Annotated in this window: 15 protein-coding genes; 2 read left to right on the forward strand and 13 right to left on the reverse strand. The window is 63.6% G+C overall.

Annotation, left to right across the window (positions count from 1 at the left end; genetic code table 11):
• Window positions 1-14: 14 nt before the first annotated feature.
• The 4 genes from EEB12_RS03000 to EEB12_RS03015 form a co-directional block, all read right to left on the reverse strand.
• Window positions 15-1,373 (reverse strand): M16 family metallopeptidase, encoded by a 1,359-nt coding sequence (locus EEB12_RS03000; RefSeq protein WP_019748074.1) that lies wholly within the window; start codon window positions 1,371-1,373, stop codon window positions 15-17.
• Between the two features lie 126 nt (window positions 1,374-1,499).
• On the reverse strand, window positions 1,500-3,770 hold the full coding sequence (locus EEB12_RS03005; protein ID WP_020907444.1) for a polyribonucleotide nucleotidyltransferase: 2,271 nt from the start codon (window positions 3,768-3,770) through the stop codon (window positions 1,500-1,502).
• 438 nt (window positions 3,771-4,208) lie between these two features.
• The gene (gene rpsO / locus EEB12_RS03010; RefSeq protein ID WP_003942254.1) at window positions 4,209-4,478 is read right to left on the reverse strand and encodes a 30S ribosomal protein S15; all 270 of its coding nucleotides are present in this window, start codon (window positions 4,476-4,478) and stop codon (window positions 4,209-4,211) included.
• A 158-nt stretch (window positions 4,479-4,636) separates the two neighbouring features.
• Complete coding sequence (locus tag EEB12_RS03015) at window positions 4,637-5,617, reverse strand: bifunctional riboflavin kinase/FAD synthetase (RefSeq protein WP_019748071.1); 981 nt, start codon at window positions 5,615-5,617, stop codon at window positions 4,637-4,639.
• A 117-nt stretch (window positions 5,618-5,734) separates the two neighbouring features.
• Between EEB12_RS03015 and EEB12_RS03020 the strand changes: the two genes are divergently transcribed.
• Entirely contained in the window at window positions 5,735-6,481 is a 747-nt protein-coding gene (locus tag EEB12_RS03020) for a metal-dependent transcriptional regulator (RefSeq protein WP_019748070.1), read from the forward strand.
• Window positions 6,482-6,491: 10 nt separating this feature from the next.
• Here the strand turns inward: EEB12_RS03020 and EEB12_RS03025 are convergent, their stop codons facing one another.
• From EEB12_RS03025 to rbfA, 7 genes are read right to left on the reverse strand one after another with little or no spacing between them, the layout of a single operon-like run.
• Window positions 6,492-6,968, reverse strand: coding sequence for a GNAT family N-acetyltransferase (locus tag EEB12_RS03025; RefSeq protein WP_141487389.1), 477 nt, complete (start codon window positions 6,966-6,968; stop codon window positions 6,492-6,494).
• Complete coding sequence (gene truB / locus EEB12_RS03030) at window positions 6,965-7,885, reverse strand: tRNA pseudouridine(55) synthase TruB (protein ID WP_021333527.1); 921 nt, start codon at window positions 7,883-7,885, stop codon at window positions 6,965-6,967. The genes EEB12_RS03025 and truB overlap by 4 nt, the downstream gene beginning before the upstream one ends.
• A 24-nt stretch (window positions 7,886-7,909) precedes the next feature.
• Complete coding sequence (locus EEB12_RS03035; RefSeq protein WP_003942126.1) at window positions 7,910-8,569, reverse strand: 4'-phosphopantetheinyl transferase; 660 nt, start codon at window positions 8,567-8,569, stop codon at window positions 7,910-7,912.
• 13 nt (window positions 8,570-8,582) lie between these two features.
• Window positions 8,583-9,506 (reverse strand): metallophosphoesterase family protein, encoded by a 924-nt coding sequence (locus EEB12_RS03040; RefSeq protein ID WP_141487390.1) that lies wholly within the window; start codon window positions 9,504-9,506, stop codon window positions 8,583-8,585.
• Window positions 9,491-10,894: an MATE family efflux transporter gene (locus tag EEB12_RS03045; RefSeq protein WP_258537431.1), complete on the reverse strand. Its 1,404-nt coding sequence runs from the start codon at window positions 10,892-10,894 to the stop codon at window positions 9,491-9,493. Before EEB12_RS03045 ends, EEB12_RS03040 begins: the two co-directional genes overlap by 16 nt.
• Window positions 10,895-10,904: 10 nt before the next feature.
• Complete coding sequence (locus tag EEB12_RS03050) at window positions 10,905-11,897, reverse strand: DHH family phosphoesterase (RefSeq protein ID WP_141487392.1); 993 nt, start codon at window positions 11,895-11,897, stop codon at window positions 10,905-10,907.
• Window positions 11,898-11,909: 12 nt separating this feature from the next.
• Window positions 11,910-12,389: a 30S ribosome-binding factor RbfA gene (gene rbfA / locus EEB12_RS03055; RefSeq protein WP_003942248.1), complete on the reverse strand. Its 480-nt coding sequence runs from the start codon at window positions 12,387-12,389 to the stop codon at window positions 11,910-11,912.
• Between the two features lie 844 nt (window positions 12,390-13,233).
• On the opposite strand from rbfA, the gene EEB12_RS03060 reads away from it, so the two are divergent.
• Window positions 13,234-13,527, forward strand: a complete 294-nt coding sequence (locus EEB12_RS03060) for a hypothetical protein (RefSeq protein WP_141487393.1) — start codon at window positions 13,234-13,236, stop codon at window positions 13,525-13,527.
• A 3-nt stretch (window positions 13,528-13,530) separates the two neighbouring features.
• Here EEB12_RS03060 and EEB12_RS03065 read toward each other — a convergent pair whose 3' ends face one another.
• Both EEB12_RS03065 and infB read right to left on the reverse strand, forming a co-directional pair.
• Window positions 13,531-13,821 carry a DUF503 domain-containing protein gene (locus tag EEB12_RS03065; RefSeq protein ID WP_003942205.1) on the reverse strand — a complete coding sequence of 97 codons (291 nt, stop codon included), beginning with the start codon at window positions 13,819-13,821 and terminating at the stop codon, window positions 13,531-13,533.
• 113 nt (window positions 13,822-13,934) lie between these two features.
• Entirely contained in the window at window positions 13,935-16,880 is a 2,946-nt protein-coding gene (gene infB, locus EEB12_RS03070) for a translation initiation factor IF-2 (RefSeq protein ID WP_020907439.1), read from the reverse strand.
• Between the last annotated feature and the right edge of the window lie 2 nt (window positions 16,881-16,882).

Genomic DNA, 16,882 nt, shown 5'->3' on the forward strand with positions numbered 1-16,882 from the left:
TTCGATAGTTCGAACTACTTGCCCACGATCCCGCGTACCGACGCAGGGAGGTCACGAACCCGCTTGTACGGGCCGACGACGGCGGCTGCAAAAGGCCTGGTCAAGAGCACCTGCGCCACCTCGAGAACTTCTTCGGAGGTGACTGCGTCGATGGTCGCGAGCGTCTGCGCAACACTGCGATGGTTGCCGTAATTCAGTTCACTGCGACCGATACGGTTCATGCGTGAACCTGAATCTTCCAGTGCCAGAACCAATCCGCCGCGCAGCGATCCCTTGGCGCGGGCGATCTCGGCATCGGTGATTCCGTCCGTCGCCACGTTCGCAAGTACCTCGCGGATCACTGTGGCAACCTCCCCGAGGTTCTCCGGCTGGCAACCCGCGTACACGGAGAACGCTCCGGTGTCCGCGAAGGTGTCTACGCCGGAATAGACGGAGTACGCAAGCCCACGCTTCTCGCGAATCTCTTGGAACAGACGAGAACTCAGCCCGCCGCCCACTGCGGCGTTGAGAACAGACAGGGCCCAGCGATGACCCTCGTGCCGACCGAACGCGCGTACCCCGAGCGCAAGGTGGACCTGCTCGCTGTCGCGGTGGGTCAAGCTCAGTTCAGGCATCGTTCGCAACCGCAGAGTGCCTTCGCGCCGCGGCGCCGGCTTGACCCCACGCTCGAGATGCCCGGCGAAGGCGCGGCGAGCGAGCGTCACAACCTGCTTGTGGTCGACGTTCCCCGCTACTGCCAGCACCATCCGCTGCGGCGTGTAACGCCGAACATGGAAGGAGTGCAACTGATTGCGCGACATCGACTCGATCGATTCGACGCTACCGATGATGGGACGACCGACAGGATGATCTCCGAACAACGCGGTCAGGAAGGCGTCGCCGAGCAGGTCTTCCGGATCGTCGTCTCGCATCGCGATCTCTTCGAGCACTACTTGCCGCTCGACGTCGACATCCGCAGTTCTGCAGCGCCCACGCAGTACGACGTCGGCAACAAGGTCCACCGCCATCGGGAGGTCCTCGTCGATCACGTGCGCGTAGAAACAGGTGTGTTCCTTCGACGTGAATGCATTGAGTTCGCCGCCCACACCATCCATGACCTGCGCGATATCCAACGCGGTCCGTGACGGCGTCGACTTGAACAGCAGGTGCTCGAGAAAATGCGCGGCACCGGCCACACTCGGCTGCTCGTCGCGGGAACCGACTCCGACCCACACGCCGACGGAGGCGGAACGCACACCGGGGATGAATTCGGTGACGACGCGCAGGCCGCCGGGAAGGACCGTGCGCTGCACTCCCGATTCAGGAGTCGCATCGATCGGCGATTTCAGCACAGCGCTGCGGCTGCGCGTGGTGTTGGGAGTGGTCTTTGCCATGAAAAGGTTCAGCAGTCCTCGGTGCAAGTGTTGAATCAGGTATCTACAGGCTCGTGTCTACAGACAGTACAGATGCGGCCCCGCACGGAAATCCGCGCGGGGCCGCATCAGAGTACGAAGTGAGATCTACTCGGAAGCAGCCTCGTCGGCGGCCGGAGCGGCAGCCTCGTCGTTGCCCTCTTCGACCGGGATCAGCGAGATCTTGCCACGTGCATCGATGTCGGCGATCTCGACGCGGATCTTGGATCCGACGTTGACCACGTCTTCGACCTTGGCAATACGCTTGCCACTGCCCAGCTTCGAGATGTGCACCAGTCCGTCGCGTCCCGGCAGGAGCGACACGAAGGCACCGAAGGCGGTGGTCTTGACGACCGTGCCCAGGAACCGCTCGCCGACCTTGGGGAGCTGCGGGTTGGCAATGGCGTTGATCATGTCGATCGCGGCCTGTGCAGACGGTCCATCGGTGGCGCCGACGAACACGGTGCCGTCGTCTTCGATGGAGATGTTGGCACCGGTCTGCTCGGTGATGGAGTTGATCATCTTGCCCTTGGGGCCGATGACCTCACCGATCTTGTCGACGGGGACCTTGATGGCCGTCACGCGGGGAGCGAACGGGCTCATCTCGTCCGGGGTGTCGATGGCTTCCGCCATGACCTCGAGGATCGTGGTCCGTGCATCCTTCGCCTGCGAGAGTGCACCGGCAAGAACCTGCGACGGGATGCCGTCGAGCTTCGTGTCCAACTGCAGGGCCGTGACGAAGTCCTTGGTGCCTGCGACCTTGAAGTCCATGTCGCCGAAGGCGTCTTCGGCGCCGAGGATGTCGGTCAGAGCGACGTAGCGGGTTTCACCGTCGACCTGGTCGGAGACCAGACCCATGGCGATACCGGCAACCGGAGCGCGAAGCGGCACACCGGCGTTGAGCAGTGCGAGCGTGGACGCACACACCGAGCCCATCGAGGTGGAACCGTTGGAGCTCAGAGCCTCGGAGACCTGGCGAATCGCGTAAGGGAACTCTTCGACGCTGGGCAGAACCGGCATGAGAGCGCGCTCGGCGAGTGCACCGTGACCGATTTCGCGACGCTTCGGCGAACCGACGCGACCCGTCTCACCGGTGGAGTACGGCGGGAAGTTGTAATGATGCATGTAGCGCTTGGTGGTCTCGGGACCGAGCGAGTCGACCTGCTGAGCCATCTTGACCATGTCGAGAGTGGTGACACCCAGGATCTGGGTCTCGCCGCGCTCGAACAGTGCGGAGCCGTGTGCGCGCGGGATGATCGCGACCTCGGCGGACAGCGAACGGATGTCCGTGACGCCGCGGCCGTCGATGCGGAACTGATCGCGCAGGATGCGCTGGCGAACCAGCTTCTTGGTGAGCGAGCGGAACGCTGCTCCCAGTTCCTTCTCGCGGCCTTCGAAGTTGGGTGCAACCTGCTCGAGAACCTCGACCTTGACCTCGTCGGTCTTGTCGTCGCGTTCCTGCTTGCCGGCGATTGTCAGTGCGGCATTGAGCTTTTCGGACGCAGCAGCCTCGACGGCAGCAAAAACGTCGTCCTGGTACGCCGGGAAGACCGGGTAGTCACCCGTGGGCTTTGCAGCCTTGGATGCCAGTGCTGCCTGAGCAGCGCACAGGCGTGCGATGAACGGCTTGGCGGCCTCGAGGCCTTCGGCAACGATGGCCTCGGTCGGTGCCTGAGCGCCGTCGGCGATCTTCGCGATGACGTTGTCGGTGGCCTCGGCCTCGACCATCATGATCGCTACGTCGGCGTTGTCACCGCTGCCGGACACGACGCGGCCGGCTACGACCATGTCGAAGACGGCGTTCTCGAGCTGATCGACCGTCGGGAATGCAACCCACTGGCCGGCCTTGTTGTCCTCGGAGACGATGAGTGCAACACGCACGCCACCGACGGGTCCGGAGAACGGCAGGCCTGCGATCTGCGTCGACGCGGAAGCGGCGTTGATGGCCACGACGTCGTACAGATCCTGCGGGTTGAGGCTCATGACCGTGACGACGACCTGGATCTCGTTACGGAGACCGTCGACGAAGGACGGGCGCAGCGGCCGGTCGATGAGGCGGCAGGTCAGGATCGCGTCGGTGGAGGGGCGTCCCTCACGACGGAAGAACGAACCGGGGATGCGGCCCGCTGCGTACATACGCTCTTCGACGTCCACCGTCAGGGGGAAGAAGTCGAAGTGCTCCTTGGGGTGCTTGCTGGCGCTCGTGGCGGACAGCAGCATGGTCTCGTCGTCCAGGTAAGCAACGACGGCGCCGGCGGCCTGCTGAGCAAGGCGTCCGGTCTCGAAACGGATGGTGCGGGTACCGAAGGACCCGTTGTCGATCACGGCGGTGGATTCGAACACGCCTTCGTCGACCTCTACTACGGAATTCTCTGTCATTCTTTTCTCTTCACTTCCCTCTCGTCTTCGCCGTACCCGCGCGGGCGTTTCCACCCTCCTGGTGGAAACTGCGCACCGAGGGACGTCCCCCTCTTGAATTGCAGACGCTCCTTGCGATGCGAGCGATTTCTGCTTCGGGACGTCACGACGTTCGGGCGGCCGTCGATCGAAGTCCGCCGGAGCTTTCGGGCACTTGCCCGGTCCGGAGAACCACTACCGACAACCGACACCACGTTCTCTGGTGCATACGGTGTGCTGGCTGCGCACTGCACAACTGTGCGTAGACAACTGTGCATAGCGCCGACAGCGGAAACTGCCTTGCGGCAGCTAACGCCGAAAGCCAGCGAAGCCCAGTATATGCGTGGCTTCGCCGGCTAACGGAGTGTTCGGCAAACCGAAGCGTGCCGTGTTGCTTTCGATCAGCGTCGTGAGAAAAATCTAGCGACGCAGGCCGAGACGCTCGATGAGCGTGCGGTAGCGAGCGACGTCAGTCTTTGCCACGTACTTCAGCAGACGACGACGGCGACCGACCATCAAGAGCAGTCCACGACGCGAGTGGTGGTCATGCTTGTGGGTCTTGAGGTGCTCGGTGAGATCGGTGATGCGCTTGGTGAGCATTGCCACCTGAGCTTCAGGCGATCCCGTGTCGGTCTCGTGCAAGCCGTACTCGCCGAGAACGACCTTCTTTTCTTCCGTGGTCAATGCCACTTGATTCACTCCTGTGATGACGTTTGCGTGAAAGGAACTAGATCGGGCGCGGCCACCGCAAACCGCAGCACGCACCGAGAGAAGATCCTACCAGCAGCAATGAGGCGCTTTCGCCCACCTGGAGCGAATGTGGCCGCCGCCACTAGTGCAGGACGAGCTCAACCTACGCTGCGCTCTGCATCCTCACTCAGGATTTGGCGTGCGCGTTCGACGTCTCGGTTCATCGCCGTGATGAGCGACTCGATCGAGTCGAACTTCTCCATGCCCCGAATCCGCGAAACCAGGTCGACAGCGACGTGTTGTCCGTACAGGTCTGCTTCGGTGTCGAGAACGTACGCCTCGACGGTTCGGGTCCGGCCGGAGAAGGTCGGGTTGGTCCCCACAGACACTGCGGCTTGGTATCGACGACCGGGAACGACAGTTCCGAGTTCCTCGCCGGCGCCGAGCACCGTGAACCACGCTGCGTAGACGCCGTCGGCCGGAATCGCCGAAAACATCGGCGGTGCAACATTGGCCGTCGGGAATCCCAACTCGCGTCCACGCTTGTCACCGTGGACGACCACACCTTCGACACGATGTGGACGGCCGAGAGCTTCGGTGGCGGCTTCCATGTCGCCTGCGTCGACGCACGAGCGGATGTAGGTCGACGAGAACGTCACCGCATGCTCGGCGAGCAGCTGGACGCCGTCGACCGCAAAGCCGAAGCGAGCGCCCATCTCACGAAGAAGATCGACGTTGCCGAGCGCCTTCTTGCCGAAGGTGAAATTGTCCCCCACCACCACCTCGGCGACATGCAGACGTTCGACGAGAATTTCGTGGACGTAGCGCTCCGGCGTCAGCTTCATGAAATCAGCGGTGAACGGCATCACGCAGAACACGTCGATGCCCAGATCCTGAGCCAATTCCGCACGCCGTTGCAGCGTCGTCAACTGGGCTGGATGACTACCCGGCCGCACAACCTCCATGGGATGCGGGTCGAACGTCATCAACACGCTCGGAACACCACGTTTGCGCGCAGCGGTAACCGCTCTCGCTATCAATTGGGCATGCCCACGATGCACACCGTCGAACACACCGATAGTGAGCACACAACGACCCCAATCGGCCGGAACTTCGTCGAGACCACGCCATCTCAGCACGATTGGCAGCCTACGGGTCCACCGGCGGCGGGTCACGTTCGGACCCGCCCAGCGAATCACCGCTGTGCTGCCGCTCACGTACGGAAGTTCCGGATTTCGTAGCCTAAGCTAAGCGTTGTGGCAGCTCACAAGACCGGAACCTCGGAAGCATCATCGACGTCGGATGGCGACAGCACTTCGGCGCACGGCGCGGCAATCGACACGCTCGCACTCTCGTCGGTGGCTCAGGACTACCTCAAGGTCATTTGGACGATCCAGGAGTGGTCCCACGAGCGGGTATCCACCAAGCTCCTGTCCGAGAAGATGAACGTCTCGGCTTCGACGGTGTCCGAGGCGATCCGCAAACTCTCGGACCAGGGCCTAGTCGATCACGCCCGCTACGGTTCCATCGCTCTGACGGACAGTGGCCGCGCGGCTGCTGTGTCCATGGTCCGGCGCCACCGCTTGATCGAGACCTATCTGGTTCAGGAACTCGGGTACGGCTGGGACGAAGTCCACGACGAAGCCGAAGTCCTCGAACACGCCGTTTCCGATCTGATGATCTCGCGGATGGACGCCAAACTGGGCTTCCCCGAACGTGACCCGCACGGCGATCCCATTCCCGCCACCGATGGTTCGGTGCCGACTCCCCCGGCCCGTCAGCTCAGCGACTTCGCCAACGGCGAGCGGGGCCGCGTTGCCCGGATCTCCGATTCCGATCCCGAAATGCTTCGGTACTTCGATTCCGTCGGCGTCAGTCTCGATGTCGACATCACTGTCGAAGAACGCCGTGATTTCGCCGGAACAGTGTCCGTTCGACTCGGCGACAGCCCCGACACCATCGACCTGGGAAGCCCAGTCGCTCAAGCAATTTGGCTCGTGTAGTCGAGGCCGCTCAGAGCGGCAGACGATATCGCCGTTCTACAGGCCGGACGCCGTCGGTCCGGGTCCAGTCGGCGAGCCTCTCGTCGACGTACACCCAACCTCGACGCTCGTACAGCGCGATCGCCGGCAAAGCGTCCTCGACGACGTCGAGCACCAGTTCCAACTGACTTTCTGCTGCGAAATCCGTGACAGCGTCGAGTAGCGCACCGCTGAGGCCGTTTCCGCGGGCATGGGGATGAACGAACAATCGCGACACGGCAATCGATCCCGCGGTGGTGGGCGCGCCTGCAACCTCGCGGTCGACGGCCACATGACCGACAACACGGCCGTCGCTCTCACCGACCCACGCCTTCACCACCGTGGGCGAACTGAGCCAGCGGTGCGGGTTCTGTGGCCACGTGTTCGGATATCCGTCGCACTCGTGGACCTGTGCCAGCGCATCGACGCAAACGTCGAGGTCGCCGTCGACACGCTCGCGGACGATCACCCGCGAAGCGTCGCCGGTCGCACGACCATCACCGAACTGGCGCGTCGACCCTTCTCCTGCAGAAGCGCAATCGTGTGACCGGTGGGATCGATCGCCGCACAGATCCCCTTCATCCCGATCGGCTCGAGCCAGCGCCCCTGGCTGATCGCCTCGGCTTCCTCCGCCGTGATCTGCCGATGCGGAAAAGCCGTCTGCGCGGCCTGATCGATGTCGAGGCTCACACCCGGCTGTTCCGCGAGATCTTCGAGCGTGCGCGCATGTTCGAGAGTGAACGGCCCGACGCGGGTGCGGCGCAATGCCGTCAGATGACCGCCGACGCCCAATTCACGACCGAGGTCGCGTGCAAGCGAGCGGATGTATGTTCCGGAAGAGCACTCAACGTCTACATCCAGATCGACGAAGCCACCAGGGACATCTCGCCGAGCCAGAACTTCGAAAGTCGACACCGTTACCGGGCGCGGCGCCAGCTCGACGGTTTCTCCCGCACGCACCAGGGCATGTGCGCGTTGACCGTCGACCTTGATAGCGCTCACGCTTGCCGGGATCTGCTTGATGTCTCCGGTCAGCGTTGCCACGATCGCCGCGATCTCCGCGTCCGTCACCTGCGAAGCGTCTGCGGAAGTCAGGACCTCACCTTCGGCATCGTCCGTGTCCGTCGCTGCACCGAGGCGAATGGTCGCCGAGTACGCCTTGGTTGTCAGTGCCAGGAGTCCGAGCAACTTGGTCGCACGCTCGACGCCGAGAACGAGGACGCCGGTCGCCATGGGATCAAGAGTCCCGGCATGTCCCACCTTGCGGGTGTTCAACAACTTGCGGCATCGCGCGACCACGTCGTGGCTGGTGATGCCCGCCTCTTTGTCGACAATCAGGATTCCGGCGCCGACAAGACCGGAGGAAGGCTTTTCACGAGCTGACACGTGTGCCGATTCTGCCAGTCGCGCTCACTGCACCGAAATTGCCGTCAGAATGAGCCCGTCCGACACCAACCACCTGCCGTCGAAAGAGGTGAGCGGCGGACCAGACGTCGCCTCACCGGGGACCAGCAGACGCGAGTTGAAAGTTCCGGAAGTTTCCGACTCCGCCTCGAATGTGATGTGGGCGTCCTCGAAACCCAACCAGCGCCCGGTGAGCGGAAACCACGCCTTGTACGTGGCTTCCTTCGCGCAGAAGAGCACTCGATCCCAGTGCACCGGACCGCCGGTTTCCTGAGTGTCCAGCCACGTTCGTTCCGCTTCGATGCTGACCGCGGGCAATACCCCGTCCGGCAGCGGGCCGTGCGGCTCGGCGTCGATACCGAGTGAGCGGACCTGCATGGAGTACGCCAGGACAGCGCCGCGGTAGCCGTCGCAATGGGCGAGGCTTCCGACTACTCCCTGCGGCCAGAGTGGGGCACCACGCTCGCCGCGCATGACAGCGGCAGACGGAACACCGAGCTTGCCCATCGCCTGACGCGCGAGGTGCCGGGTAGTCACGAACTCGCGACGGCGCTTCTCGACCGCGCGGCCGATCAACGCCTCCTCACTGGGGTGCGGAACCAGACCGGGCGGATCCACGAAGGCCTCGGCCGTCGCAACTCCACCGGGAAGAATCTGTTCGATCACGTAGCGATACCTCTCAGCGTCCGGCGCGCATGCGCTCGACTTCGGCTTCCTGCTCCGGCGTGACCTTGAAGTGGCCACCCCACTTGTTGAGCGTTCCCGGCGGGTACTCCGGAACGGGAAGAATCTGACGCAACAACTTCTCCGGCAGTCCACGCCGACGCCATTCGCGCGGGTATCCGAGTGATACTTCCTCGAAGCGGACGCCGTCGTAGTACGTGGTTCGAGGAATGTGCAGGTGCCCGTACACCGAGCACACCGCGTTGTACTTCACATGCCAGTCGGCGGTCGCGGTGGTTCCGCACCACAACGCGAACTCCGGATACATGAGCACGTCCGTGGGCTGCCGGACCATCGGGAAATGGTTCACCAGAACGGTTTTTGTGCCTTCGGGGAGCGCGTCCAGCCGTGCCTGGGTGTATTCGATTCTCGCCCGGCACCACGCGTCGCGCGTTGCATACGGCTGCGGCGAGAGCAGGAACTCGTCGGTGGCGACGACGTTCTTGTCCCGCGCGATCTCGAGCCCGTGTTCCTTGTCTCGCGCGCCTTCCGGCAGGAAGGAGTAGTCGTAGAGAAGGAACATCGGGACGACCGTGACCGGACCCTCGTCTCCCTCCCACACCGGGAACGGGTCCTCGGGTGTGACGACGTCGAGTTCGCGGCACATGTTGACCAGGTACTCGTACCGCGGCGCTCCGTGAATCTGAACCGGATCCTTGGCGGTCGTCCACAGTTCGTGGTTGCCCGGAATCCAGATGACCTTTGCGAATCGGCTGCGAAGGAGCTTCAACGCCCACCGAATGTCGTCAGTTTTCTCGGAAACATCTCCGGCGAGAATGAGCCAGTCGTCAGGCGAATCCGGGAACAGTTCCTCCGTCATCGGCTTGTTGCCGTTGTGACCGACATGAATGTCGCTCACCGCCATCAGCTTTGCTGCCACGATCCCTCTGCTTCCTCAGTTGAACTTCCGCGCTTCGCCGTCGCCGGACCTGTTACGGCCCACTTGCCGGAAAACGCTCGCCACGACACCGCGACCATCCGAAGTACTACGAACACGGTAAGCCCTGCCCAAATTCCGGCCAGCCCCCAGTCGTAGGCGAGGGAGAGCCAGATCGCGGGCAGAAATCCGAGAACTGCGCAGAGCATGGTCGCGTTGCGCAGAAACACCACGTCCCCGGCGCCGAGCAGAACACCATCGAGGGCGAAGACGATTCCCGCTACCGGCATGATCGCGACGAAAAACCACCAGGCGATCGACATTTGACCGAGCACCTCGGCGTCGGACGTGAAAAGTCCGGGGATCACGGAGTGGCCCGCGGCGAAGATGATCGCGAGTACCACGGCAAATACCGTCGACCAGGCAGTGATCCGCCAGGTCATCCTCTTCGCCGCGACTGCGAATCCACCGCCGAGGGCAGCTCCGATGAGCGTTTGGGCGGCGATCGCCAAGGAATCGAGAAGGAGCGAAACCAGGTTCCACAGTTGGAGGACAACTTGGTGTGCACCGACTACGGCTGCACCGAACCTCGACGCCACCGCGGCCGCCGAGACGAAACACGCTTGGAATGCGAGGCTGCGCAGAATCAGGTCACGGCCCATCAGCATCTGCGCCCGCATGATTGCAAAATGCGGTCGAGCCGAGACCGGTTCACGAAAGAGTGCCCAAGCGAACAGGACACCCGAAACGCTCTGGCCGACCAGATTCGCGACAGCTGATCCTTCGAGTTCCATCCGGGGAGCACCGAGCAAACCGTGCACGAGAATCGGGCACAACACCGCCGAAATACCCAGGCCGACAAGGACGAACCGAAGCGGTCGCACCGTGTTCTGAACCCCGCGCATCCAGCCGTTGCCGGCCAGAGCCACCAGGATGAGTGGAACACCCAATACCGCTATCCGAAGCCAACTTTCCGCAGCCGCCGCAATGTCGGGAGTTCCGGCCACCGCCGAAGTCAGCGGGCCCGCGATCACCTGCACGATCACTACCAAGGCCAAGCCGATCGCGGCCGCCAGCCAGGTCGCCTGAACACCCTCGCCCACCGCGTCGCGCTCGCGGCCCGCCCCGTGCAGCCGTGCGGCGCGCGCCGTCGTGCCGTACGACAAGAAGGTCAGCTGCGTACTCACCAACGACAGGATCAGACCACCGACTGCCAATCCGGCCAGCGGAAGCGCCCCGAGTCGGCCGACCACGGCGATGTCGAACAACAGATAGAGGGGTTCGGCCGCCAGTACCCCGAGTGCCGGAAACGCCAGGGAAAAGATTCGACGCCCAGTGACGTCGAAATCAGCTGCCGAAGATCCCGCCGAGGTGGCGTCAGATTCGCTCAATGCCGCGGATTCAGCCGAGTGCCGCGACGAGCGCGGCAACAATCTCGTCGCTGGAAGTGGTCGACGTATATCCGGCCGACAGCCGGTGCCCGCCGCCACCAAGACTTTCAGCGACCGCCGACACGTCGATCGCCGACTTTGCACGCAACGAGATCGACCAGCTTCCGGAAACCGACTCTTTGAGTACGGCGGCAACTTCGGCTTCCGAAGTAGTTCGCACGATATCGACGACGCTCTCGATCTCCTCGGAGCGAAGATCGCCGATGTCACTGCGTCGGATCACCGCGTACACCAGCCCACGGCCGTCCGCGGCTTCCGGGACCAGCACCGCGGACCCGAGTACCGAAGCCAGCATCGGCAACCACCCGAACGGATGGGTGTCGAGCAGCTTTCGCGCAATCGCGTCGCCGTCGATGCCGGTCGCCAGCAAACGCGCCGCGAGCACGTGCGGAAGCGGACCTCCCCACCGGAAGGAGCCGGTGTCGGTGACCAGTCCGGCATAGAGACAGTGCGCGATATCGCGATCGATCGCGACTCCCCATGCATCGAAGAATCGTGCGATGAGCGCCGTCGTCGAAGCCGCGGTTTCGTCGACGACGTTGATGGTTCCGAATTCGGAATTGGAGCGATGGTGATCAAGGACGATTGTGCGATGCGCGCCGGCGAGTCGACTCGCCAACTCACCGAGGCGGCCCTCGCTGCCGACATCCACGGTCACCAGAACATCGACGCTTTCCCGAACATCGGCGGGCGCCGTGAGCAAGTGAACACCAGGGAAATCACACATCGACTCGGGCAGCGCCGACGGCCGACTGAACGCGACCTGCACCGAAATGCCCCGACGCTCGAGAACGAGACCGAGCGCAAGTCCGCTGCCGATCGTGTCCGCATCCGGCTGCACATGGCAGAGAATTGTCACCGTGTGTGCCGATTCGAGAACCTCGGCCACCTGAGCGAACTTCGCCTCGCAGGGGTCGACGTCCGAAAGTGCGGTGATCGTCATTCTCGGTGCGCGTCAGTCGGCTTCACGAACATCTGGCGACGCCTCGTCTTCGTCCGAAGCCACTCGCGGCTCCTTGTACGGATCTGCATCTCCGGCCGGTTGTGCATTCTCACGCGCCTTGGCGACCTCGTCGTCGGCGGCCTTGGCACGGGCCAGCAGTTCTTCCATATGACGCGCGGTGTCGGGAACGGTATCGGCGACAAACGTCAGAGTCGGTGTGAAGCGAACGCCAGTTCCGGCACCGACCTTCGAGCGGAGAACACCCTTGGCCTTCTCGAGTCCTGCGGCGGCGGCTTCCACATCGGGTGCGGAATCGACCTTCTCGCCCATGACTGTGTAGTACACCGTCGCGTCGTGCAGATCGTTGGTGACCTTGGTGTCCGTGATGGTCACAAATGCGAGTCGCGGATCCTTGATCTCGTGATCGATCGCGGTCGCGACGATGGTTCCGATACGCTTTGCCAACTTGCGTGCCCGGGCTGGATCTACCATGACTGTCAGTCTCCTCTACCTGGCCACTCGAATCGAGGTGACTCGATCGATCAAAGTTCTGGTTAACAAGAATTATTACCGACAACAGTCTCGTCCATCGGCTACCCGGCAACCAAATCACCATCCACCCGCGCATGCCGGACCCAGAGCACAGACCGATCGCCCTTTTATTGGTAACGTTCGGTCGATGACGCGATCAAGAATCACCGCATCGATAATTTCCGGAGGACTCGTTGCGACTGCACTACTTTGCTCGCCGGCAATCGCGTCGGCCGACCACAGCGAGTTCACACCGCTTCCATTGACATATTCGTTGGGAAGGAACAACACCCTTCCTTGTAGCGGACAACTCACGGGCTACGTCCAAACCCCGCACGACCGTCCAGGCATTGCAGTCGTTTCAGTCTCCTGGACTTCCTTTTTCGACAGCCCGTGTTCGATCACCGCCTACGTCAATTATTCGAACCGCGACACTCGCACCGGTGGAACCAGAGCAATCGACTTGACGCATATCTCTGACGGATCCGGTTCGCTGCGGGGTGAATCGAGCCGCCAGATATCCATTGAGGTCGGGTCGGGAAACGCGGGCCTCAATCTGACCAGCGAATCGCTCACATCAACCTTGATCGATCCGGGCGCGTCTACCGTGCGCTTCGTCGTGGCATGAAGTAGCGCGCCGCCTACCGGGAGGTCCTCGCCAAGGGCGCCCCGCGAATCACGCGCTCCCGGACCGGATCTAAGTCGACTCACCCGTCGTCGATCCCTCGGGCAACAACGTCATCTTCATTCAGCGTGACGAACCCGAAGACGTCGAATACGGCGATCGAAGTTGCTGAGAGAGCTGGTGAGGGTTGTCGACGACGCCCAGATTCTTCGGGAATTCAGAAGCGACGATCACACCGCCGCTTTGGTTTTGGACGTTGGTCTACTTCGATTCCCGGACGCAGGCGCGGACCGGGTGAAAGCGCTGACCGCTTCTGTCGGGATCACCATTGCACAGAGTGAAACCGAGATTGCGCGGAAAATGCGCGACGCGGTCGACACAGTCGCACTCGGTTGCGAGGACGCCGAATCCCTTGCCGACCAACTCGATTCGGTACGCCGTCCGGAAGAGTGGCTCAGCGACACAGATCGGTGACACTCAGTCTTCCGGGCCGAAGATTCGCCTTCGCACAGCCAGCAACTGAATCTCCGGACGCTCGGCGACCGCTCGCTCACAATGATCGAGAACATCGTGCAGGTGATCGACGGACGAACTGACCACGCCGACGCCCACGAGCGCACGACGCAGGCGTCCCTGCTCCCCCGCCTCCGCTGCACTCACGCCGAATCGACGGAGTTCCGTCAGGATCGGCGACAGCATCGAACGCTTTTCCTTGAGTGAGTGGACATCGCCGAAAAGAATGTCGAACTCCAGTGCCCCTACAAACATTTTCCCCCTAGACAGAGCCGAATGGACTCTTCCGGACTTGTATGTTCAAGTCCGGAAGAGTCCATGTCAGCTAGTACTCACGTGCGTCCGCCCCAACGCCCGTGTCGACATAATCAGTCGCGCGGCTTCTCGCGAAGCTCGTAGCACTCGAGAACGTCACCGATCTTGATATCGGAATAGGTGACGGTCAAACCACATTCGTAGCCTTCGCGAACCTCGGTAGCGTCTTCCTTCTCCCGCTTGAGCGAGGAGATGGTGACCGTCTCGGCGATGACCTTGCTGTCGCGGATGAGACGTGCCTTGGCGTTGCGACGGATGCTGCCCGACGTGACCAAGCAACCGGCAATGTTGCCGATCTTGGACGAACGGAACATGGCGCGGATTTCTGCCTTGCCCAGCTCGACCTCTTCGTACACCGGCTTGAGCAGACCCTTGAGTGCCTTTTCGACCTCGTCGATGGCCTGGTAGATCACCGAGTAGTAGCGAATGTCGACGCCCTCGCGGTTCGCCAGCTCCGTTGCCTTGCCTTCGGCGCGGACGTTGAAGCCGATGATGATCGCGTTGGACGCAGCAGCCAGGTTGACGTTGGTCTCCGTGATGCCACCGACACCGCGGTCGATGACGCGCAACTGCACCTCGTCGTCGATCGGAATTCCGAGGAGAGCCTCTTCGAGGGCCTCCACGGTTCCCGAGTTGTCACCCTTGAGGATCAAGTTCAGCTGTGAATGTTCCTTCAGAGCTGCATCGAGATCGTCGAGGCTGATGCGCTTACGACTCTTCGCTGCAAGCGCGTTGCGCTTACGTGCGTTGCGACGGTCCGCGATCTGACGAGCGATACGGTCCTCGTCGACCACGAGCAGGTTGTCTCCTGCACCGGGGACCGACGTGAAGCCGATGACCTGGACCGGACGTGAAGGCAGTGCCTCGTGGACGTCCTGACCGTGCTCGTCCACCATGCGGCGGACGCGGCCGTAAGCATCGCCGGCAACGATCGAGTCGCCGACCCGCAGCGTTCCGCGCTGGATGAGCACGGTAGCGACGGGGCCGCGGCCACGGTCGAGGTGCGCCTCGATGGCAACACCCTGAGCGTCCATGTCCGGGTTGGCGCGCAGATCCAGGGAAGCGTCCGCCGTCAACAGCACTGCTTCGAGCAGTGCGTCGATGTTGAGACCCTGCTTCGCCGAGATGTCGACGAACATGGTGTCTCCGCCGTATTCCTCGGCCACCAGTCCGTACTCGGTGAGCTGCTGCCGGATCTTGTCCGGGTTCGCGCCTTCCTTGTCGATCTTGTTCACCGCGACCACGATCGGCACGTCGGCCGCCTGGGCGTGGTTGATCGCTTCCACCGTCTGCGGCATGACGCCGTCGTCGGCTGCGACAACAAGGATCGCGAGGTCGGTGGCCTTGGCACCACGAGCACGCATGGCCGTGAAGGCCTCGTGACCCGGGGTGTCGATGAACGTCACGAGACGCTCGTTGCCCTCGAGCTCGGTCAGCACCTGGTAGGCACCGATGTGCTGCGTGATGCCGCCGGCTTCGCCCTCACGGACATTCGCCTTACGGATCACGTCGAGCAGACGGGTCTTACCGTGGTCGACGTGGCCCATGACGGTGACCACAGGCGGACGGGACTCGAGGTCCTCTTCTCCGCCGGCGTCCTCGCCGTAGGTGAGGTCGAAGCTGTCGAGCAGCTCGCGGTCCTCGTCCTCCGGGCTGACGACCTGCACGACGTAGTTCATTTCGCCGCCGAGCAGCTCCAGCGTCTCGTCGTTGACCGACTGAGTTGCCGTGACCATCTCACCGAGGTTGAACAACGCCTGCACGAGTGCTGCGGGGTTCGCATCGATCTTGTCCGCGAAGTCCGACAGCGATGCGCCGCGAGCGAGACGGATGGTCTCACCGTTGCCGCGTGGCAGCCTGACGCCGCCGACTGCGGGAGCCTGCATGCTTTCGTACTCGGCGCGCTTCGCCCGCTTCGACTTACGTCCACGGCGAACTGCTCCGCCGGGACGACCGAATGCACCTGCCGCTGCGCCGCGCTGACCGGGACGGCCACCGCCGCCGGGACGACCGCGGAATCCACCGGCCGGAGCTGCTCCACCGGGAGCACCTGCACCAGCACCGGCGCCGGGAGCGCCGCCGCCGCGGTATCCACCGCCGCCGCCGCCCGGACGACCACCGGGAGCGCCACCGGGACGACCCGGACGTCCGCCGCCACCGGGCGCGGGACGAGCGGAACGAGCAGGCATTGCACCCGGGTTCGGGCGAGGAGGCATGGAGCCGGGGCTGGGACGGGGTCCGCCCTGACCTGCAGGCGGACGAGGTCCACCCTGGCCGGGAGCCGGACGGGGACCGCCCTGACCCGGAGCCGGACGAGGTCCACCCTGGCCGGGAGCCGGACGGGGACCGCCCTGACCCGGAGCCGGACGAGAACCGCCCTGGCCTGCACCCGGACGCGGTGCGCCGGGAGCCGGACGAGGTGCCGGACGCTCGGCGGGTGCCGAGGAGTACGGGTTGTTACCGACGCGAGGTGCCTTCGGTCCCGGACGCGGTCCGCCGGGCTTTGCGCCGGTGGACGGTGCCGCCGGAGCCGCGGGGGCTGCCGGTGCCGATGCAGCGGGAGCAGCCGGAGCCGGGCGTGCCGGCTGTGCCGGCTTCGGAGCGTTGAACGTCGGGGTGGGGACCGGCGCCGACGGTGCTGCCGGAGCAGCGGCTGCGGGAGCCGCGGGGGCTGCCGGTGCCGGAGCTGCGGGAGCAGCCGGTGCGGGTGCGGCCGGCTTGGGGCCGGGACGCGGGCCACCGGGCTTTGCAGCTGACGGCGACGGTGCGCCGGGCTTTGCCGCGGGGCGAGCCGCCGGAGCGGCTGCGCCGGTCTCGGACTTGGTTTCTGCTCCGCCTGCCGACGGGAATGACTCCCGCAGACGACGGGCGACGGGCGCCTCCACTGTGGATGACGCAGACTTCACGAACTCGCCTTGCTCCTTGAGCGTTGCGAGTAGTTCCTTGCTGGTGACACCGAGTTCTTTAGCCAACTCGTGCACGCGGGCCTTGCCTGCCACTG

Origin of the sequence: Rhodococcus sp. WS1 (genome assembly GCF_003797745.1) — a bacterium.
Lineage (GTDB): Bacteria > Actinomycetota > Actinomycetes > Mycobacteriales > Mycobacteriaceae > Rhodococcus_F > Rhodococcus_F erythropolis.